At 47.4% G+C, this 20,206-nt stretch carries 17 protein-coding genes; 12 read left to right on the top strand and 5 right to left on the bottom strand.

The features are described 5' to 3' along the window. From H3V14_RS04535 to H3V14_RS04525, 3 genes are all read left to right on the top strand, one after another. The gene (locus H3V14_RS04535) at positions 1 to 756 is read left to right on the top strand and encodes an ABC transporter ATP-binding protein (protein ID WP_198226932.1); all 756 of its coding nucleotides are present in this window, start codon (positions 1 to 3) and stop codon (positions 754 to 756) included. 21 nt (positions 757 to 777) lie between these two features. After that, positions 778 to 1,215 carry a pseudoazurin gene (locus H3V14_RS04530; protein WP_246785010.1) on the top strand — a complete coding sequence of 146 codons (438 nt, stop codon included), beginning with the start codon at positions 778 to 780 and terminating at the stop codon, positions 1,213 to 1,215. A 306-nt stretch (positions 1,216 to 1,521) separates the two neighbouring features. Beyond that, a complete protein-coding gene (locus tag H3V14_RS04525; RefSeq protein ID WP_198212189.1) occupies positions 1,522 to 2,724 on the top strand; it encodes a pyridoxal phosphate-dependent aminotransferase in 1,203 nt (400 codons plus the stop codon). A gap of 1,289 nt (positions 2,725 to 4,013) precedes the next feature. On the opposite strand, the gene H3V14_RS04520 is transcribed toward H3V14_RS04525, so the two are convergent. Both H3V14_RS04520 and trxB read right to left on the bottom strand, forming a co-directional pair. Further along, a complete protein-coding gene (locus tag H3V14_RS04520) occupies positions 4,014 to 4,919 on the bottom strand; it encodes a LysR family transcriptional regulator (RefSeq protein WP_075914308.1) in 906 nt (301 codons plus the stop codon). Between the two features lie 101 nt (positions 4,920 to 5,020). Beyond that, positions 5,021 to 6,019: a thioredoxin-disulfide reductase gene (gene trxB / locus H3V14_RS04515; RefSeq protein ID WP_198212185.1), complete on the bottom strand. Its 999-nt coding sequence runs from the start codon at positions 6,017 to 6,019 to the stop codon at positions 5,021 to 5,023. Between the two features lie 306 nt (positions 6,020 to 6,325). On the opposite strand from trxB, the gene H3V14_RS04510 reads away from it, so the two are divergent. Both H3V14_RS04510 and H3V14_RS04505 read left to right on the top strand, forming a co-directional pair. After that, entirely contained in the window at positions 6,326 to 7,714 is a 1,389-nt protein-coding gene (locus tag H3V14_RS04510; protein ID WP_198212184.1) for a TrkH family potassium uptake protein, read from the top strand. A 72-nt stretch (positions 7,715 to 7,786) separates the two neighbouring features. Then, complete coding sequence (locus tag H3V14_RS04505; RefSeq protein WP_077972104.1) at positions 7,787 to 8,257, top strand: Lrp/AsnC family transcriptional regulator; 471 nt, start codon at positions 7,787 to 7,789, stop codon at positions 8,255 to 8,257. 112 nt (positions 8,258 to 8,369) lie between these two features. Here the strand turns inward: H3V14_RS04505 and H3V14_RS04500 are convergent, their stop codons facing one another. Then, positions 8,370 to 9,434, bottom strand: coding sequence for a glycosyltransferase family 4 protein (locus H3V14_RS04500; protein ID WP_198227146.1), 1,065 nt, complete (start codon positions 9,432 to 9,434; stop codon positions 8,370 to 8,372). Continuing rightward, entirely contained in the window at positions 9,434 to 9,907 is a 474-nt protein-coding gene (gene greA, locus H3V14_RS04495) for a transcription elongation factor GreA (protein ID WP_075868874.1), read from the bottom strand. The genes H3V14_RS04500 and greA overlap by 1 nt, the downstream gene beginning before the upstream one ends. A gap of 309 nt (positions 9,908 to 10,216) precedes the next feature. Here greA and H3V14_RS04490 point away from each other — a divergent pair, with 309 nt between their 5' ends. From H3V14_RS04490 to H3V14_RS04475, 4 genes are all read left to right on the top strand, one after another. Further along, positions 10,217 to 11,008 (top strand): SH3 domain-containing protein, encoded by a 792-nt coding sequence (locus H3V14_RS04490; RefSeq protein ID WP_198226930.1) that lies wholly within the window; start codon positions 10,217 to 10,219, stop codon positions 11,006 to 11,008. 755 nt (positions 11,009 to 11,763) lie between these two features. Continuing rightward, positions 11,764 to 14,439: an excinuclease ABC subunit UvrB gene (gene uvrB, locus H3V14_RS04485; protein WP_371809442.1), complete on the top strand. Its 2,676-nt coding sequence runs from the start codon at positions 11,764 to 11,766 to the stop codon at positions 14,437 to 14,439. 922 nt (positions 14,440 to 15,361) lie between these two features. Beyond that, positions 15,362 to 15,577, top strand: coding sequence for a cold-shock protein (locus tag H3V14_RS04480; protein WP_075868883.1), 216 nt, complete (start codon positions 15,362 to 15,364; stop codon positions 15,575 to 15,577). A gap of 204 nt (positions 15,578 to 15,781) precedes the next feature. Beyond that, positions 15,782 to 16,255, top strand: a complete 474-nt coding sequence (locus H3V14_RS04475; protein WP_075868885.1) for a BA14K family protein — start codon at positions 15,782 to 15,784, stop codon at positions 16,253 to 16,255. A gap of 375 nt (positions 16,256 to 16,630) precedes the next feature. On the opposite strand, the gene H3V14_RS04470 is transcribed toward H3V14_RS04475, so the two are convergent. Continuing rightward, positions 16,631 to 17,275, bottom strand: coding sequence for an MBL fold metallo-hydrolase (locus H3V14_RS04470; RefSeq protein WP_198226926.1), 645 nt, complete (start codon positions 17,273 to 17,275; stop codon positions 16,631 to 16,633). Positions 17,276 to 17,727: 452 nt separating this feature from the next. Between H3V14_RS04470 and H3V14_RS04465 the strand changes: the two genes are divergently transcribed. From H3V14_RS04465 to H3V14_RS04455, 3 genes are all read left to right on the top strand, one after another. Beyond that, the gene (locus H3V14_RS04465; protein ID WP_198226924.1) at positions 17,728 to 18,432 is read left to right on the top strand and encodes a response regulator; all 705 of its coding nucleotides are present in this window, start codon (positions 17,728 to 17,730) and stop codon (positions 18,430 to 18,432) included. A gap of 8 nt (positions 18,433 to 18,440) precedes the next feature. Further along, the gene (locus H3V14_RS04460; RefSeq protein WP_198226922.1) at positions 18,441 to 19,781 is read left to right on the top strand and encodes an ATP-binding protein; all 1,341 of its coding nucleotides are present in this window, start codon (positions 18,441 to 18,443) and stop codon (positions 19,779 to 19,781) included. 117 nt (positions 19,782 to 19,898) lie between these two features. Further along, entirely contained in the window at positions 19,899 to 20,096 is a 198-nt protein-coding gene (locus H3V14_RS04455; protein ID WP_198212173.1) for a DUF3008 family protein, read from the top strand. Positions 20,097 to 20,206: the final 110 nt, after the last annotated feature.

Here is a 20,206-nt window from a genome sequence, read left to right as displayed (position 1 = left end):
ATGCTTGTCGGAGAACACATATCACTTGAAATCGACCGTCACACCATTCTTGATGATGTAACGCTCACATTGAAAGACCAGGAAATTTTAGGCATTATCGGCCCGAATGGCGCAGGCAAAAGTTCGCTTCTGTCGGTTTTTGCAGGCCTCATCACACCGACAAAGGGGAGTTTAAGCCTTGACAATGTTGTTTTTCCCAACTGGTCAAGACGCAAACTTGCCAAAACAATTGCCTTTGTCGAACAGCAGGCCGAACCGCATGAACGCATCGACGTACGCCATGCTTTAGAAATCGGCCGCACACCACACAAACGCCTATTTTCACCATGGCTTCCGGAAGATGAGGAAGCGTTGCAGGATGCACTTTTGAAAGTCAATATGAAAGGCTTTGAAAAGCGTTTCCTGAACAGCCTTTCGGGCGGAGAAAAACAGCGCATTCATATTGCGCGTGCATTGGCACAAAAACCACGCATCCTCATTCTGGACGAGCCGACAAATCATCTTGATATCGGTTGCCAACTGGAAATTCTTTCCCTCATTCGAAAACTCGGCCTTTCTGTGCTGATTGCTCTTCACGACCTCAATCATGCAGCCATGTTTTGCGATCGCATTGCTTTGCTTCAACACGGACGATTGATAAATTCGGGAAAGCCGGAAGAGGTTTTGACAAAGGAAACAATATTGACCAATTTCCATGCCAATGCTGAAATAGAGATGCTTGAAAACGGTAGGCCCCATATACGCTACCTGCTTTAATTTTCCTTGAAAGGATGAAAAATGAAAAAACTGTTTGCCTTTGTTGCTCTGCTCGCCTTTATCTCGACTGCAAATGCCGAAACCTATGAGGTAAAAATGCTCAATCGGGGAGCAAGTGGCGCCATGGTTTTCGAGCCGGATTATCTTAAAATCAAACCGGGTGATTCCGTAAAATTTATTGCCACCCAAAAAAGTCATAACGCTGCAACGATTGATGATATGATACCGGAAGGGGCAACACCCTTCAAAGGCAAAATCGATGAAGAACTGCAAGTGACTTTCGATAAGCCGGGCTTTTATGGCATCAAATGTATTCCCCATTATGCCATGGGTATGATTATGTTGATTAAAGTGGGTGACGATCAGGTTTTGCCGCAATCCTATCGCGACCATAAGCAGCCGGGCATTGCAAAGAAACGCTTTGATGACATCTTTTCCCGCGTTGATAAAAGGGAATAAAGCGGGAATTTATTAGCAAACGCATGTTCCGCACAAAGGGGAACGCGTCGTTCAGTTGCAGCAACGATTATGCGGCAAGGATGAACAATTTAAAAAAATAAAGGTGCAGGAAATTATCCGGACTTTTAGCGAAACTTGAAAAAAATACACCGGTTTCGATAATAGTTCTGTGCTCTCTACAATAAATTGATGAAGAGAATTCTTGCACTTTCAAGGCGCATGAGACATAGATTTACTATTGCTGGTATAATGTTCTTCAAATGCAAGAATCAGTGCATTGCTTATTCAATCTGAGGAGATAATAGAATGGCATTCATTGGCGATACGCTATCCCGTATCAAGCCCTCTGCAACTATTGCTGTTGCTCAAAAAGCCCGTGACCTCAAGGCCACTGGTCGTGATGTGATTTCACTCGGTGCCGGAGAGCCTGATTTCGACACACCTGATAACATTAAAGATGCTGCTATCGAGGCAATCCATCAGGGCAAAACAAAATATACTCCTGTTGCCGGTATACCGGAGCTTCGCCAAGCCATTGCTCAAAAACTGAAACGTGAAAACAATCTTGATTACAAGCCGCAGCAGATCATCGTTGGTACGGGCGGCAAGCAGGTTCTTTTCAACGCTTTCATGGCAACACTGAACAAGGGCGATGAAGTTATTATCCCTGCCCCATATTGGGTGAGCTATCCGGAAATGGTTGCTGTCAATAATGGAACGCCGGTTTTTGTCGATGCAAAAAAAGAGTTCAACTATAAACTCCAGCCGGAAGATCTTGAAGCTGCCATTACCGATAAAACAAAATGGTTCGTTTTCAATTCTCCTTGCAACCCCTCTGGTGCTGCCTACACCCATGACGAATTGAAAAAACTGACCGATGTTCTTTTGAAATATCCGCATGTCCATGTCATGAGCGATGACATGTATGAGCACCTCACTTACAACAATTTCAAATTTGCTACGCCTGCAGCGGTAGAGCCCAAGCTTTACGAGCGCACATTGACGGTAAACGGTGTTTCGAAAGCCTATGCAATGACCGGTTGGCGTATTGGCTATGCCGCAGGTCAGGTCGAGCTTATCAAGGCTATGGAAACAATCCAGAGCCAGCAGACATCCGGCACAAGTTCGATTTCGCAATGGGCTGCAGTTGAAGCCTTGAACGGACCGCAAGATTTCATTGCAAAAAACAAAGCGATCTTTCAGGCAAGACGCGATCTCGTGGTTTCCATGCTCAATCAGGCAAACGGCCTTGAATGCCCCACACCGGAAGGCGCTTTCTATGTCTATCCTTCCTGCGCAAAACTGATTGGCAAGAAAACACCGGAAGGCAAAGTCATCAAGACTGACGAAGATTTTGTCACGGCTCTTCTTGAAACAGAAGCCGTTGCGGTTGTTCACGGTGCTGCTTTCGGTCTTGGACCGGCTTTCCGTATTTCCTATGCAACTTCTGAAAAACTTCTGGAAGAAGCTTGCCGGCGCATTCAACGCTTCTGCGCAAGCTTGCGCTAGAGGTTTCCACCGACATAAAACGCTCAAAAACCGCCTTTTCCGAAGGCGGTTTTTTTTGAATGTAATGCCAAGCTTCTCCCCAAAAGAAAAATATTTACCGTTTCAAGCATGGAAGGTCGAAGACCTGTCAAAGTAAACGCCGAAGGCGTGAAGATACTATCATGATAAAATACGTTATCGCATTGTCCCGAAGCAATGAACCAATCATATGGAACGGTGCGTTGATCGTCGGTAAAGACTCAAAAACAACCTGCTATAACAAATGCAGGGGGTTCTGTTTTCGTTGAACAGTTTCCTTTAAAGTTCAGCGTTGGATGAAAAGCCAATATTTCTCCCCCCCCTTGCTTTGAGTGTGATTGATAACCGGCACCATTCGCGAATGGTAATATTGTAGTATGGAAACAGTCACCTCTTGATATTTCTTTACCGGAAAATACCATTACCACTTTAACATTGTTGTCCCGTGGAAAACGGACTATTGCCGCTTGTCCAAGTTGAAACAGCACCTATCGGGAAATAAGCCGAAACTGCCAGTCTATCCGCGTTTTAAAGTCCAGCAGTTAAAAGCACCTGCGTAGCGTTATTTTCTTTGGAAGTTTAACTGGAAATAGTCGCGTTCACTATCTCTCACTGACAAAAAGAAAAGCCGATGCAGACCAGCCGAAAGAATAAAACAGAAAAAGCAAAAAAAAGCCGGACAAATGTCCGGCTGAAGTTTGAAGGTTTCAGAGACTAAAGTCGATCTGACAAAACCTCCAGAGGGGAACACTCAAGAAACGCAATGGGAGGAGACGTCTTCTTGAGATGTTTGTAATATGCACTTTTTTTAGGCATTCAACAACCAAATTTTAAGCACGACAGCTATGCGCTGAGTGCATAGCTCAGCCTTGAAAATGCCACAAAAAAGCAAACCTTTATTTTTTATTATTGAAAAACAACAGCTTATTAAATCACATTCATCGATCTGATCACAAATGGCATAAATAGTGCGCTAGACGTCCGGCACAAAAATATTCCAAATTTTGCATAGAAAACAATCAATTCAAGCTTAAAGAAGTAGCACGTATCAGAATGGGTTCATTGCTATTTCTTTTTACCGACAGCGATTTTTAAGAATATACACTTCACAAATAACATGCCCACTCCCTTCCAAAATTAAAACATTACCAAATCAAAAATAGTCACGGAGCGCGAGATTATTTCGCTCTTATGTGGATGAAGGATTTTCAAGAAAAATGCGGAGATTTTTCTTGGAACACATGTCTTATAATGGAATTCGGACTGCCCGGTTAAAATGACCAGTTACGCGATTTTGCAAAGATGTAATCGCGAAATGCGTTAAGCTTGGCCGAGTTTTTGAGCGCTTCCGGATAGCAGAAAAACGTGTCAAAGGAAGGTATTTCTGTCAGATCGGGGAAAAGCCTTATCAGCCCGTCATCAGGCGCAATGATATAATCCGGTAAAACGGCGATACCAAGATTTTTCATAGCCGCTTTTTTAATGGAAATCACATTATTGATTTGTAAAGACGGAATACGTTGTGACCCGTCGTTACGGCCGGCACTTTCCAACCAGTTCAAACCGGCAAGATAACTCGGCGCCGATTCACCAAATGACAAAATGCGATGATTATCAAGTTCTTCCAACTGTGTCGGTTTGCCGTGATTGGCCAGATAATTGGCCGATGCATAGACATGCATATGCACGGTAAAAAGCCGTCTCTGGATGAGGTCTGGCTGCTGGGGCTGGCGCAAACGCAAGGCGCAATCGGCGTGGCGCATTGTTAAATCGAGTTCCTCGTCATCGAGCAAAAGCTGAATCTGGATATCGGGATAAAGATTGACAAATTCCGGTATACGCTGGACAAGCCATCCGGAGCCCAAGCCGAATGTCGTTGTCACACATAAGTGGCCAGTCGGCTTTTCGCGACTTTCACTCAACTTGGAGCGGACATTTTCAAGTTTCATCAACACATCATGGGCGGTGCGATAAAGAATTTCGCCCTGCTCTGTCATGATAAGTCCGCGTGCGTGGCGCTGGAAAAGCGGCACGCCAACATCCTGTTCAAGCGCCGAAACTTGCCGCGAGATCGCCGATTGAGACATATGCAGCGTTTGCGCAGCATGTGTAAACGAACCCGCTTCGGCGGCGGCGTGGAAAATTCTTAACTTGTCCCAATCCAACGGCGCAGCCACCGACATATCTCCTCAATTGTTAAAACCGCTTCTCAATGTTTTAACGGTTACATCTGCTAATCTTAACGGCGTGAGCGTGACTACCACCCACCCGACCAGACCTATTTTCCGGCCACTTTCAAATCGGCTTTCCCGACCGCCTTCAAATCGGCCTGTTCATCCAGAAAACGTTCCGCTTCAATGGCAGCCATTGCCCCGCGGCCGGCAGCTGTCACCGCCTGACGGAATGTATCATCGGCAACATCGCCGGCGGCAAAAATGCCTTCGACACTGGTTGCCGTTGAATCCGGTGCTGTCCATAAATAACCACCGGGTTTCTGGCGCAATTGTCCTTCGAAAAGCTCGACCGCCGGCGCGTGACCGATAGCAATAAAGACGCCTTGCGCTTCAATTTCGCTGAATTTTCCGGTCAAAGTGTCTTTAAGACGCACACCGGTAACTGTTGCCCCCATAGGTGGTTTTGGCGGATTACCGACGATTTCGTCGACCACATGATTCCAGATCACCCGTACATTATCACGTTTTAACAAACGCTCCTGCATAATTTTTTCGGCACGGAAAAAATCCCGCCGATGCACTACAGTTACGGTTTTTGCAAGGTTTGCAAGATAAAGCGCTTCTTCAACGGCTGTGTTGCCCCCACCGACGACAACTACATCTTTACCGCGATAAAAAAAACCGTCACATGTTGCACAGGCTGAAACACCACCGCCCATAAAAGTTTTTTCGCTTTCCAATCCCAGCCAACGGGCTTGTGCACCGGTTGCAATGATGAGCGCATCACAAGTGTAGACAGTGCCTGAATCACCGTGAAGCGTGAAAGGACGCCTTGAAAGATCGGCCTTGGTGATAATGTCATAAACAAGCTCGGTTCCCATTTTTACCGCCTGTTTGGCCATTTTCTCGACAAGGTCGGGCCCGCCAATCGGATCTACAAAACCGGGGTAGTTTTCGACCTCGTCGGTAATGGTCAATTGGCCACCCTGTTGCAGACCGGTGACAATGACAGGTTTGAGCATGGCACGTGCCGCATAAATTGCAGCCGTATAACCGGCAGGACCTGAACCGACGATCAAAACAGGAATATGGCGCGCTGACATGAAACTCCACTTTCATAAATCGATTTAGGAAAAAGCCGCGAACTAGCGTTTCTCCGAAGTTGTTTCTGCCAATTGATTTATGGTTTAAAGTCGACTTTTGCAAGGCGGTCGAGAAGATTGACGAATTAAATCACAAGGCATGACATTTTGTGAAACTTAGCGATTGTCAGTCGGGGTAAAGTTTATATAAAATAGTAGACGATTGCATAACACACTTACTTAAGCTTCATTTCAGTCCCGAGGTTTGCCATTTTTCGATTTGTCAGCAATGTCTGCGCACGTTTTGCGCTGATCCTGGGTATAACCATGTTACTTCCTGCTCTCGCCGATTTGCGGGCAGGAAACAGCGACTGGGTTGTATTCATCCGGTCGGCTGCAACAACCATTGCTTTTGCAACGCTGATCCTGCTTGCAACCAATGGCGCGAATTGCCGCTTTTCGGCACGACTCGGATTTTTGCTGACAGTCTGCTTGTGGGTTACCGGCTGTGTGCTCGGTGCGATGCCACTTTATTTTTCTCGACTGCCCTTGTCACTTGCAGCGGCCATTTTTGAAGGCGTTTCCGGCATTACCACCACCGGTGCTACCGTACTTACCGGACTTGACCGGCTGCCGCGGGGCATTCTTCTATGGCGTTCACTTTTATGCTGGATTGGCGGCATCGGGTTTATCGCCTTGGCCTTACTGCTTTTGCCTTCGCTCAGAGTTGGCGGTATCCAGCTTTTCAATATGGAGTCATCCGACCGTGCAGAAAAAGTTTTGCCACGCGTCAACCAGATCGCCAATGGCATTATCATTGCCTATCTCGGGCTCACGCTTTTATGTATGCTATCTTATTTCGCAGTCGGCATGACCATGTTCGACGCAGTCAATCACGCAATGACAACAATTGCGACAGCCGGTTTTTCAACCCATGATGCGTCTCTGGGCTATTTTTCCAAAACGCCTTCGGTGCTGGTCATTGCGACAATTTTTATGTTGCTCGCTTCGCTCCCCTTTATTCTTTATGTCAAACTTGTTTTGCCTGAACGTTCAAGGCGTTTGGCCGACCCGCAGGTTGTTGTTTTTCTGGCCATCGTTCTCGTTGCAAGTTTTGCACTTGCAATCTGGCTGCGCTTCCAGTTCGGATTTTCGTTTCATCACGCATTTCTTGATGCGATTTTCCATTTTGTTTCGGTGATAACCACCACCGGTTACGCCGCTGAAGACTACCTGTTGTGGGGCCCCTTCGCTATCGGCCTTTTCTTCATCGCATCATTTATTGGCGGTTGTGCGGGGTCAACATCGGGTGGCATCAAAATTAACCGTCTTATAATTCTTTGGCGTTTCACACGCGTCGCCATGACGCGGCTTCTCTCACCGAACACAGTTGTCAAAGTGCGCTATGGCGGAACCGATATTTCCGGTGACCTTGCCCAGACGGTTTTACTTTTTTTAAGCCTCTATATGGCCTCGCTTGTGATCGGAGCCATGTTGCTTTCTTTCACCGGCCTTGATTTTGTTTCGGCTTTTACCGGTGCATTGACCGCCCTTTCCAATGTCGGTCCCGGTTTTGGTGATAGAATTGGCCCTGACGGGAATTTTTCCACAGTCGGAGACGCCGCATTGTGGATTTTAAGTGCTCTTATGTTTGCAGGACGCCTCGAAATTGTTACGGTTATTATTCTTTTCACGCCGGCATTCTGGAGAAAATGATTTTATCACGTGACGTTTTTCCTAACCGGTGATAGACAGACACTCAATTGAACAATAGTGAAGTAACGCCCAATGCAGATTAAAGCCGATCTCGATTCAATCGATTGGAAAATACTCAAAGAACTCCAGAGCAATGGCCGCATGACAAATGTCGAGCTTGCTTCGAAAGTCGGTATTTCGGCACCGCCATGTCTGCGTCGTGTCAGACGCCTTGAGCAGGACGGCATTATCAAAGGCTATCAGGCTATTCTGAATGGTGCCATGATCGGTCAGGATCTCGTGGCTTTTTGCTTTGTCGGTTTGCACCGCCAGTCCGATGCGGATTTACGTGGTTTTGCGGCAATGGTCTATCAATGGCCTCTTGTCAGAAAAGCATGGATGGTGTCAGGTGAATCGGATTTTCTGCTTCACTGTGTGGCACCCGATCTTAAAAGCTTCCAGACTTTTGTCATTGAGCAACTGACAGCTGCCTCCAATGTCGGTTCCGTGCGCACTGCACTTACCATTCGCGTCATCAAAGACGAGCCACCGCTTATTCTTTAAAAAACGCGAAGCGACACACGGAAAACATCACTTTTCTTTCTCGCCCAGCGCTCGAGGCTATTTTTCAGGCTATAGTCCCGTTAACTTCAGCGCGAACTAAAGAACTATTGCATTATTTTTGCGTGAAAACTTCCTGATAAACTTCGTCTATCGAGCTTGCTTCTTTATCAAGGGGAAAGTCTTTCTGCACATGCTCTAAGGCTTTTTCGCCCATGGCAATGGTTTTTTCAGGGTCTGCCAGATAGGGCTTTATCGCTTCTGTCAAAGCTTTGCCGTCACCAGCGGGAACCACTGTTCCCGTGCCTTCTGTGACAAGTTCCTGGTAAGCACCTGCATCGCTTGCCACAACAGCGGTTTTGGAAGCCATAGCTTCAAGCGGTGTCAACCCGAACCCCTCGTTTCTCGATGGTGCAACGTAAAGCGTTACGCGCCGGTACCAGACGCGTATATCATCAACCTCACCCAGTATAAGAATGCGCTTTTGAAGGCCGGCAGCGGCAATTTTACGTTCCAGTTCTTTTTCAAAATCTTTGTGTTCGGCAGTGGTGCGGCCGGTAATAATGGCCGTCCAGTCAGGATAATGGGGCAACAATTCGATCATCGCATCAACAAAAAGATCGGTTCCCTTCTGATGGCGTACGCGCCCGAAACAACCGACTGCATATTTGCCGGGAACTTTTGCCGATTGGAATGTATCTTCAAATGTTGCAGGCGGGGTAAACCGGTCAAGATCTATGCCATGCATGATGACCCGATAGGGCACTTCAAGAAACGAACCGGAACGGGCACTTGTCGCGATAACCTTGTCCATTCTTCTGATAAGCCAATTGGTAAAAGGCTTATGATGGCGTTGCGCGGCAGAAGTAAAAATAAGCTTCAGCTTCATGTGCAAAAGGTCGCGCAGCAGAATACCCGCCACCATTTCGACATTGCGCCGCGCATGCCAGATGCGAAACGGTTTGCCATCAGGCCGTTTCCAGAGTTTCAGTAAACTTGAATAACCAAGAGATGGCAAACTATCCGGCAGACCGGGTCCAATGGTAGAAATGCGTATGCCTTTTTTGCGCTGCAAGGGAATGAGTTGCACAATTGTCGATGTCACACCCGACAAACGCTTTTTGAAATTGGGCGCAATCACGTCCGTTTCGTCAACCGACACACGCATTGAACAACCGATCAGATAAACTCAATGGATAAAATCTCGTAAGAGCGTGAACCACCCGGTGCATTCACTTCTATAGAATCACCTTTTTCCTTGCCGATCAATGCACGGGCAATCGGCGAAGAAATAGAGATTTTGCCCAATTTTACTTCGGCTTCCTGTTCACCGACGATCTGGTAGGTTTTTTCCTCTTCGGTGTCTTCGTCAATCAATTTGACAGTTGCACCGAATTTGACTTTGTCTCCGGTGAGTTTTGAAACGTCGATCACTTCGGCACATGTAACATAGTCTTCAAGTTCTGCTATGCGGCCTTCATTATGGCTTTGGGCTTCTTTTGCAGCATGATATTCGGCGTTTTCCGAAAGATCGCCATGGCCCCTCGCTTCGGCGATTGCTTCAATGATACGGGGGCGTTCTTCATGTTGACGCCAGTGAAGCTCTTTTTTCAACTTTTCATAGCTTCCGGTCGTCATCGGATATTTTTCCATTATCGTATCCTTTCCTTCCCGCGTTTTTGCGTCGAAAACAAAAAGAAACGGCCTCCGGAACTCCTCCCGGAACCCGTCTCTAAACTTTTAGCTTCTTATTATATAGCATAGGAAAAAGATTTTTCATCCAAAATTTTCTTTTGATTGTGCCCTGATTATCGCCTCGCCCGACACCATATAAAACAGCTATTGCTTGCGGCGGAATAAACATTTCTTAACAAAACTTGATTTTCAGATTTCCTGTCGGGCACTTTCTCTTCGCTACAATTTCGCTTAAATTAGCCTATAATAATCGGCGAGGAAAACGCCATGACAAATTCACCCCTTGAACGTGAGGGTAAAATGCGAAAAATACTCGGTTCCTTGCTGTTTGGTACTTTTTTGTTAACGACACAGGCAGCGCAGGCATTGGATGCACTTGTAACCGCGCCTTTGAATTTCAGAGATGGGCCAAGCACAGCCTATGCTATCCGCGGCACAATTCCGCCGGGTGAAATCGTCGGCGTGCGCGGATGTTCGGGCAATTGGTGTGAAATCAATTATGGCCCGCGTATCGGTTGGGCTTCTGCCTCATATCTTGCGTTCCGCAACGGCGAGGCTGTTTATAACAGCTATAATCGTCCTTCTCCGACATATAATGTCATTATCGGTGGTGGTTATTTTGACGACGATGATGACTGGTATTACCGTCATTATCGCAGGCATCACTGGCATGGAGATCATCGTCCGCCGCCACCACCTCCTCCACATTGGGGATTTGACAGGCCGCACCGCCCGCCTCCGGGCATGCGCCCGCCACCTTTCAGACCGGGACCGGGGATGCCGCCCCCGCCTCCTCATGGCGGTCCAGATGGGCATTACCCCGGTAGCAGACCGGGAGGCCACTTTCCGGCAGGTGGGCCTGGTGGTGGCTCCGGTGGACCAGGCTTCCCGCCGCCTTCTCATGGTGGATCCGGTGGTGGTTTTCCCGATATCAAACCTGGTGGGGGTAGACCGGCAACTCCACCGCCTTCTCATGGCGGAGGCTTCCCCGATATCAGACCCGGCGGCAGCGCACCTGGTGGCGGGTTCGGGGAAGATTTTCCCGATATCAAACGCTAGGTTTATCCGTTACGTTGATTATACCGGCCGTTTTGGTGACAAGCGGCCGGTTTTTGGCGGCCGGTTTTTTGGCAACCGGTTTTTTGGCGGCCGATTTTTGGCGACCGATTTTTGGCGACCTGATTTTCCGTGTGGGTCATTGTTTACCCTCATTTCAAACACTTTGTCGCTTATCGTCATTCAACATCCGATCTTGAAAACACCTGTTTTGACCATCTTACCTAAGCCCGATACAGTAAACCGGAGCGTGGAAAAGAAGCCCCTTTATGGTTTCATCCTTTATTGTTACCTCTTTGAGAGCAGCAGATATCCCACTTACCAAGCGCGGTCTGAAGGAATTCTAATTAAACTTTACTATGGCTGCGCTTTACCCAAGCCGCATTTTACAGGACTATTCAAAGTTTATTGTTACACCTTGTCCTGCAACATCCGGTTTTGGCAAAATTCAAGTGCTTATGAACCGTGTTCAATTTTGATGGAAGTGAAATAAGTCGTCTGAAAACTTCACGGCGCAGAAACATGGAACGGAATTTCTTTTTGCTTCAAGAAGACAAAACATGTTCCAGCCCGCTTTTGATTGTTAAATATCAAGAAAATCAAAAGGTAAAAAATTGTATGAACAAAACAAACAAAATTAAGCTATTGCCTTTTATTTTCCGGCTGAAATACCATATTGTTCTATCATGACGTCATCAGCTAAAAACCATCAATCCGCAGGGGCAAAAAAGTCCCCCACGAAAGCCGGCAAGCAAAATATTGCAGCGGCAGCAACCGGGTCTATAGCAGACTGGGCAGCCGATATTAATAAGGCTGCCGAAAAGCCAGTCAAAAAACCGGTAAAGGCCAAAAAAGCCTCGACAAAGGGGGCCCGTACAGCGCGCGGCACTTCGATTGGTGGCAAAGCGACAGCCAAGCAGCGTGCTGCGGCCGGCCTTAACCCCGTGGCCGGACTTGATGTCGGGCTTGAAGACGCGTCAAAAATTTCCACCGGCGGTGCAACGGCGACCGTCGAGGCATTGTCCAAGCTCATTTCTTCAGGAAATCCGCTGTTTAAAAACGGCAAATTGTGGACGCCACATCGCCCTGTCCGTCCGGAAAAATCGGAAGGCGGGATTCCGTTCAAAATGGAGACATCGTTTCTTCCTTCCGGCGATCAGCCAACCGCGATCAAAGACCTTGTGGAAGGCATCAAAAATGGTGACCGCACACAGGTTCTACTCGGCGTAACCGGCTCGGGCAAAACTTATACGATGGCGAAAGTCATTGAGGAAACACAACGCCCTGCCCTTATTCTTGCACCGAACAAAACCTTGGCAGCACAGCTTTACGGCGAGTTCAAGAATTTCTTTCCGCACAATGCGGTGGAATATTTCGTTTCCTATTATGATTATTATCAGCCGGAAGCCTATGTGCCGCGCTCAGACACCTATATCGAAAAGGAATCGTCGATCAATGAACAGATAGACCGGATGCGCCATGCGGCAACCCGTGCGGTTCTTGAACGTGATGATGTTATTATCGTCGCTTCGGTTTCCTGCATTTACGGTATCGGTTCAGTTGAAACCTATACGGCAATGACATTCCAGATGCAGGTGGGCGACCATCTCGACCAGCGCCAGCTTCTCGCCGACCTTGTTGCGCAACAATATCGCCGGCAGGACATTAATTTCGTGCGCGGCTCGTTCCGTGTGAGAGGCGACACGATCGAGATTTTCCCTGCCCACTTGGAAGATCGCGCATGGCGCATTTCCTTGTTTGGTGACGAGATTGATGCAATTACCGAATTCGACCCGTTGACGGGGCAAAAAACCGGTGATCTGAAATCAGTTAAAATTTACGCCAATTCGCACTATGTTACGCCGCGTCCGACACTTAATCAGGCCATCAAATCCATAAAAGTAGAGCTTCGTGACCGTCTGGCCGAATTGAACAAGGCAGGACGTCTGCTTGAAGCCCAAAGGCTTGAGCAGCGCACCACATTCGATCTTGAAATGCTGGAAGCAACCGGTAGTTGTGCGGGCATTGAAAATTATTCGCGTTATTTGACAGGTCGGCAACCGGGTGAACCGCCGCCAACCATGTTTGAATATATCCCCGATAATGCCATAATCTTTACCGATGAAAGCCATGTCACCATTCCGCAAATCGGTGGCATGTATCGCGGAGACTTCCGCCGTAAAGCAACATTGGCCGAATATGGTTTCAGGCTTCCTTCCTGCATGGATAACCGCCCGTTACGTTTCGAGGAATGGGACGCCATGCGCCCCCAAACCATTGCTGTTTCGGCAACGCCGGGGGCTTGGGAAATGGAACAGGCTGGCGGCGTTTTTGCCGAACAGGTCATTCGCCCGACAGGGTTGATAGACCCTCCGGTAGAAGTGCGCCCTGCCCGCAATCAGGTTGACGATGTGCTTGGTGAAATCCGCAAAACCACAGAACAAGGCTACCGTAGTCTGGTAACGGTTCTTACCAAACGTATGGCGGAAGATTTGACCGAATATTTTCATGAACAGGGTATCCGTGTTCGTTATATGCATTCCGACATTGATACATTGGAAAGAATCGAGATTATCCGCGATTTGCGTCTGGGCGCATTCGATGTGCTTGTCGGCATCAACCTGTTGCGTGAAGGCCTAGATATTCCGGAATGCGGGTTTGTTGCTATTCTTGACGCCGACAAGGAAGGGTTTTTGCGTTCGGAAACGTCGCTTATCCAGACTATCGGCCGTGCTGCAAGAAATGTCGATGGCCGCGTTATCCTTTATGCCGATAACCAAACCGGCTCGATGGAAAGAGCGCTGGCGGAAACAGAACGCCGTCGCGAGAAACAGCAGGCTTATAATATCGAACACCACATTACGCCATCAAGCGTGAAGAAGAACATTGCCGATATTCTCGACTCGGTTTACGAGCGCGACCATGTTCGTGCCGATATTTCCGAATTTGCCGAGGCTGGCAATATGGTTGGCAACAACCTTGCTGCCCATATCGAACATCTGGAAAAATTGATGCGCGACGCGGCTGCCGATCTTGATTTCGAGGAAGCGGCAAAATTGCGCGACGAGATCAAGCGCTTACAGCAGACGGAGCTTGCTATTTCCGATGATCCGTTGACCCGCAATGTCGAGAAGACAATCGAGAGTGGCGAACTGTCGCGAGACAAAGCCAATAAAAAGGGACTTTTCGCCAAACCCGACCTTGACCATATGGGGCCGAATATGGATGTCGGGATTCTCCAACCAAACCCGAAAAACGGAAAGTTCAGAAAAAATACGCTTGATGAAATGACCGTAAAACGTACCGAAGTCCCGCTCGGTGAAAGTGCAAAACCGATCAAGCGCGAACGTATTGGTTTGGGCTCTTTCGAAGACCCTGTGGAAGTTGCACGCAAACGCCGTCGTCCCGGAAAAACCGGAAGGCCGGGGCGTTAAGCGCCCTTGGCCTCTTCTCCTACACGAGTAGGCATAGTACCGAGAGGGTGAATTCTTGTGTAAATCTTTCCTTTTGCCACTTTGAACAGCCGCTTACCGTGAAAAATATTTTTAAAAAAAATGAAAAACGCATTTATCGTATAATTAGATCGATTTAAAGAATTGGATAATTCTTCATAAGAAAAGGCATAATTATACTTATTTTTTATCAAATTTGATTGGGACGTTTTTGATCTCCCGCGCTTTTTCATGTGAAAAATATAATTATCCGTATGATTTCATTATATATTTTATTCTGTTCAAAAATTCCGGAAATAAAAACAATTGTTTGAAATTGACTTCGGTCCGGCATCATCGCTGTTGATACGGTTTTTAGAAAAGCGCTCAAATTAAAACGCTTCTTTTTTCCTGTTTCAGAGCTCAAAAAGCGCAATTATCGGTAAAACAAGTGGTTAAAACCGGACAAGCTTTACGACTTTTTAAAAGTGCAAATCGCCTCTCTTGATGGTTTTATAACGATTTAAAAAACGGGTATGGAACTGCGTCTCTTTATGTTTAGACAAAATTTAAACTATTAATTTCAATCAATTTAAAGAATAAATTCAAAAAACTCTTGCAAATTTCAAGAATTTAATACAATCTATGCGGGTTCGGGCATTTTACGAACATTGGAAGACTATTAACAGGCGTGCCAAAACCGCTATAAGTTTTGGGCTGGTAACAACTGGATTTCCGGTAAAACCGGAGCCACTTTGCCAATAGAAATATTGGTTTCAATTGGTAACCGTCGGTTGCAAGCTGGTAATATAGAGTGCTTTCCAGACTTCAAGAACTGCCTGCATGAGCCGTTTTGCGCATGGTGTGTGGGGCGGCGTTTATTATGAAACCTGTTGCGACAGGTAACTGAATGAGGAAACATTCTATGGCACAGACCGGGGAAGTAAAGTTTTTTAACAACGATAAAGGTTTCGGGTTCATCAAGCCGGATGATGGTGGCGCTGATATTTTCGTGCACATCTCGGCCGTTCAGGCTTCAGGTTTGACTGGACTTACCGACGCACAGAAAGTGTCATTCGACACCGAGCCTGACCGTCGTGGCAAAGGTCCGAAAGCGGTCAATATCACAGTTATCGGATGAACCCGGACCGTTCATCCATTAAACCGGGTCTCGCGATCCGGTTTTTTTTTGACAAATTTTCTGTAACAAAAAAATATAAATTGTGATGGAAAAAAATGTTAAATATCTTATTTACCATAAGAAAGTCACAAGCAGCGTTCAGGCTGCGTTCAGAAAATGAGACATAGAATTGTTTTCATGAACCGAATTCAAAGGAGTTCAACCATGAAAAATTTTGCAAAATTGGCAATGCTTTCTGCCGTATCGGCAGTGATGGTTGTGGCCCCGCTTGCTGGCGCATCAGCACATGACCACTATTGGGGTGGTCCGGGTTATTGGGGTGGTCCGCGTTATTGGGATCACCACCATCATCATCACGATCACGGAGACGCAGTTGCTGCCGGTGTCGTCGGCCTTGCAGCCGGTGCGCTGATTGGCAGCGCCTTGTCGCAACCGTCACAACCTCAGGTCATTTATCAGGCTCCGCCCCCGCCTCCGGCCTATTATCCGGCAGCACCAAGATATTATGCACCTGCCCGTCCCTATTATCCGCCGGCACCTGCCGCTTACAAGCCGATTTATCAGCCTTGGACACCGGGTTGGCGCGCCTATTGCTCGCACAAATACCGCTCGTTCAATCCGCGGACTGGAACATATCGTGGCGTTGATGGTCTCAACCATTTTTGTAACGCCAATTGATTTGAAGGAATCCGATTAAAAGAAAATACCCGGCCTCGCGTCGGGTATTTTTTTACCCCTCTTCGAAACAATGCTTGATCTCAAAATAATGCCTGATAAACAGCATCAATTCGACCGCATCTCCCAAGCATATGAAGTTATAATTTTTAACCGAAAAGGCATCAGCCGTTCAATCAATCGCTGGAAGGCCTCTGGAATGATTGAATGCGGGCGCGAGTAAACGCGGGATATTTTCTGCCATCAAATGATTACGGATGCTATCTGCCGGGGAAAGCTATGAGACACGCCGATTTTTATAAGTCCGGTGTCAGCAGAGGACACAGCAAGTACAAAAACACTTGCTATTTGATCTTGAAGCCCGGACTGTTTCACGTCTCATATATCTTGTAAAAACGGATTATGGCGTTTTTCTTCGCCGATCGTGCCCATTTCACCGTGCCCGCTGATGAACACAACGTCATCCCCCAATGGCAAAACCTTTTCTTTCAACGAGCGCATAAGATCCGAATAAGAACAAAAGGGAAAATCTGTCCTGCCGATCGAATTATGAAAAAGCACATCACCGACGAAGGCCAATTTTGCTTCTTTATTGAAATAGATGACGTGACCGGGTGCATGACCGGGTGTGTGGAAGACTTCGAATTTATGGCCACCGCAATCCACAACATCACCTTCTTCAAGCCAATGGTCAGGAACACAATTACGCACGCCTTTCATTCCGTAATCCCGTGCTGTGATAACCAGATTTTCCATGAGCGGTTTATCGGCAATGTTGGAACCGTAGATTTGAACACCAAGAGCTTCCTTGGCCTCCATTGCTCCGCCTGCATGGTCGACATGGGCGTGGGTGATCCATATGGCTTCAACATGGGCGCCAGTTTCTTTTATTGCTTGGGCGACATTCGGCCAATCACCACCGGGATCAACAAGCACGCCACGCATTGTTTCATCATCATAAAGGAGAGTGCAATTTTGCCGGAACACAGTGACCGGTATGATTGTTGCTTTGAGCTTTCCCATTCAATTACTTTCGACAATAGGTTGCAGGAATTTTAAATTTATATCGACTTCAAGCTTTAGAATATCAAGAGTTATAACGGGACAGCCCAAAACACCTCTCGCCCGTCTTCCCGAGCGATTATCTATATTTTGCCTTTAACAGTGCCGTGCGGGCGCTTAACAGTTTCGAGCCTTTACAAACATGACAAAAGCGATTTTAAAAGCCGAAGGCGAATGTTAGGTGAAGACATAATCATCGTTTTTAAATTCGTTACTGAACAGCCTTTTTCCCGCGCCCCCTTACCAAAGAAATTCACATAAAAAAGAAGTCGGACCACGCAACGCGGAATTAATAGGCTTGCAATCGTTTTTGTCCTGTCACGTAAAAGCCTAAAATTGGGAGCAATAAAAAGCCGGTTCTCTCGACAGAGGCGGATTCTTCCGATAAACTCTTTTCAATTCGGATAGGTAAAATGACAGACCAAACAACAAAGCTTTCTGATGACGCCCCCCATCTTCTGGTTATTGATGATGATACGCGTATACGCAGCCTTTTGTCGCAATATCTTGTCCAGAACGGTTTTCGTGTCTCGGTTGCTGCAAACGCTGATGACGCACGCCGCAAATTAGCCGGACTTGATTTTGACCTTTTGATTGTCGATGTCATGATGCCGGGTGAAAACGGCATTTCGCTGACGCGGTCACTACGCCAGACAAAAACCGTGCCCATTCTCATGCTTACAGCTTTATCTGAAACTGATAGCCGTATTGACGGGCTTGAGGCGGGTGCTGATGATTATCTGCCAAAACCGTTCGACCCGCGCGAACTTTTACTGCGCGTCAATGCTATTTTGCGTCGCGGTAATACCAATGGACAGCCGAAGATAGAGCAACTGGTTTTTGGACCCTATACATTTTCGATTGCCAAGAAAGAACTGAAAAAATCCGGCGAAGTCATAAAGCTCACAGATCGCGAACAGGAAATTATGTCAATCTTTGCCGAACATGCGGGCACAACCATTCCGCGCCACAAACTCGCCACCGGTGAAGGAGAAGTTGGTGAACGCACAATTGACGTGCAGATCAACCGGTTGCGCCGCAAAATCGAAAAAGACCCTGCCAATCCGGTTTATTTGCAAACGGTGCGCGGCGTCGGTTACAAACTTTCAATCGAGTAGGATGATCAATGGCCGGGCCTATCAATAGTTTTGGGCGTTGGCTGGCAAAAAAAATGCCAAAGCGCCTTTATGCGCGCTCGCTCATCATCATCATTGCGCCAATGGTGTTGTTGCAATCGGTTATTGCCTATGTTTTCATGGAACGGCATTGGCAGATGGTAACCGAACGCCTGTCTACGGCCGTTGTTCGTGATATTTCCGCCATTATCGACATTATCGAAACCTATCCGCAAGACGATAATTACAACAATATTACGCGCATTGCCCAGCAACGCATGGGGCTTAACATATCAATATTGCCGCCCGAACCATTACCACCCCCCGGCCCGAAACCTTTCTTTGCTATTCTCGATTATTTCTTAAGTGAAGAAATCACCCGCCAGATCAACCGCCCGTTCTGGATTGACACAGTGGGAGATTCCGACCTTGTGGAAATCCGCATCCGGCTTGATAACCATGTCTTGCGCGTATTTGCCATGCGCTCGCAAGCCTATGCATCAAACACCGGTATTTTCTTGAGCTGGATGGTTGGCACAGCGCTTGTTTTATTGATTATTGCTATTTTCTTTTTAAGAAACCAGATCAAACCGATCCAGCAGCTGGCCGCTGCGGCCGATAGTTTCGGGCGCGGCTTGCCTTTACCGGAAGGGTTCGAACCGAGAGGTGCCGAAGAAGTCCGCCGCGCAGGCACTGCATTTTTGCGCATGCGCAAGCGCATTGAACGCCAGATCGAGCAACGCACAATGATGCTTTCCGGTGTCAGCCATGATTTGCGCACCATTTTAACCCGCTTCAAATTACAACTGGCTTTGGCAAAGGGAAGCTTCGATACAACGCCCCTTGAACAGGACGTGGCCGACATGCAGAACATGCTGGAAGGTTATCTTGCCTTTGCCCGTGGCGAGGGAACCGAAAATGTCGGCGAGCTCGACTTGGGCGAATTGATGAAGACCCTTCAAAAGGATGCGAAACTGCGCGATCGCGGCTTTGTCTATCACATGGAAGGATCGCCTCTCGTACAATTGAAACCGAAGGCTTTTTCAAGGCTTGTCAGCAATCTTGTCTCGAACAGTTTCCGTTATGCCAAAAACGTCGATGTGGCCATTGTCCATGGTGACGATGACCTCGTCATCATTATCGACGATGACGGGCCGGGAATTCCTGCCAATATGCGAGAGGAAGTGTTCAAGCCGTTCTTCCGGCTTGATGAAGCACGCAATCAGGATGCCAGTGGCACAGGCCTTGGCCTTTCGATTGCACAGGATATTGCCCGCAGCCACGGCGGCAATATTGTACTGGGTGATAGCCCGACCGGCGGCTTGCGCGTCATTGTTGAAATTCCTCTCTAGCGCCCGATATGCACAAGAACAGGCATTTCATTTCGAAACAGTCTCGAAGAAAGTGAGATCGGCTTTCTTTTACTGTTTCAATCTTATGTATCTGTTCTTTTGAGAAAGGAAATCATCATGCCAGCACGTTCCAAAGTCCAGCAGAAGGCAGCCGGAGCAGCCCTCGCGGCCAAACGCGGCAAAAGACCGGTGAGCTCTTTGCAGGGGGCTTCCAAAAAAATGGAACAATCCATGACAGAAGACGAGCTTGAAGATTTTGCTTCCACCAAGCTCAAGGATTTGCCTGATAACATCGGCAAAAAATCAAAAAAATAAGAAGCGGCACTTCGTTACACGCTTTGGCTCGAGCTTATCAGGAAATAATGGCTATCAGAGAATAGAAGCTCGGGCTTGGCTTCAGCTTAACGGGCAAAAAACCGTTTGCG

The sequence above is a fragment of the Bartonella sp. W8151 genome (assembly GCF_016100385.1).
Taxonomy (GTDB): domain Bacteria; phylum Pseudomonadota; class Alphaproteobacteria; order Rhizobiales; family Rhizobiaceae; genus Bartonella; species Bartonella apis.
Note: the sequence above shows the minus strand (reverse complement) of the source record. Positions and strands in the feature narration are given on the sequence as shown.

What these genes read in the sequence shown, in the direction of transcription:
- H3V14_RS04535 (WP_198226932.1), top strand. Translation starts at nt 1, where the DNA reads ATGCTTGTCGGAGAACACATATCACTTGAAATCGACCGTCACACCATT.
- H3V14_RS04530 (WP_246785010.1), top strand. Translation starts at nt 778, where the DNA reads ATGAAAAAACTGTTTGCCTTTGTTGCTCTGCTCGCCTTTATCTCGACT.
- H3V14_RS04525 (WP_198212189.1), top strand. Translation starts at nt 1,522, where the DNA reads ATGGCATTCATTGGCGATACGCTATCCCGTATCAAGCCCTCTGCAACT.
- trxB (WP_198212185.1), bottom strand. Translation starts at nt 6,019, where the DNA reads ATGTCAGCGCGCCATATTCCTGTTTTGATCGTCGGTTCAGGTCCTGCC.
- H3V14_RS04510 (WP_198212184.1), top strand. Translation starts at nt 6,326, where the DNA reads ATGTTACTTCCTGCTCTCGCCGATTTGCGGGCAGGAAACAGCGACTGG.
- H3V14_RS04505 (WP_077972104.1), top strand. Translation starts at nt 7,787, where the DNA reads ATGCAGATTAAAGCCGATCTCGATTCAATCGATTGGAAAATACTCAAA.
- greA (WP_075868874.1), bottom strand. Translation starts at nt 9,907, where the DNA reads ATGGAAAAATATCCGATGACGACCGGAAGCTATGAAAAGTTGAAAAAA.
- H3V14_RS04490 (WP_198226930.1), top strand. Translation starts at nt 10,217, where the DNA reads ATGACAAATTCACCCCTTGAACGTGAGGGTAAAATGCGAAAAATACTC.
- H3V14_RS04480 (WP_075868883.1), top strand. Translation starts at nt 15,362, where the DNA reads ATGGCACAGACCGGGGAAGTAAAGTTTTTTAACAACGATAAAGGTTTC.
- H3V14_RS04475 (WP_075868885.1), top strand. Translation starts at nt 15,782, where the DNA reads ATGAAAAATTTTGCAAAATTGGCAATGCTTTCTGCCGTATCGGCAGTG.
- H3V14_RS04470 (WP_198226926.1), bottom strand. Translation starts at nt 17,275, where the DNA reads ATGGGAAAGCTCAAAGCAACAATCATACCGGTCACTGTGTTCCGGCAA.
- H3V14_RS04465 (WP_198226924.1), top strand. Translation starts at nt 17,728, where the DNA reads ATGACAGACCAAACAACAAAGCTTTCTGATGACGCCCCCCATCTTCTG.
- H3V14_RS04460 (WP_198226922.1), top strand. Translation starts at nt 18,441, where the DNA reads ATGGCCGGGCCTATCAATAGTTTTGGGCGTTGGCTGGCAAAAAAAATG.
- H3V14_RS04455 (WP_198212173.1), top strand. Translation starts at nt 19,899, where the DNA reads ATGCCAGCACGTTCCAAAGTCCAGCAGAAGGCAGCCGGAGCAGCCCTC.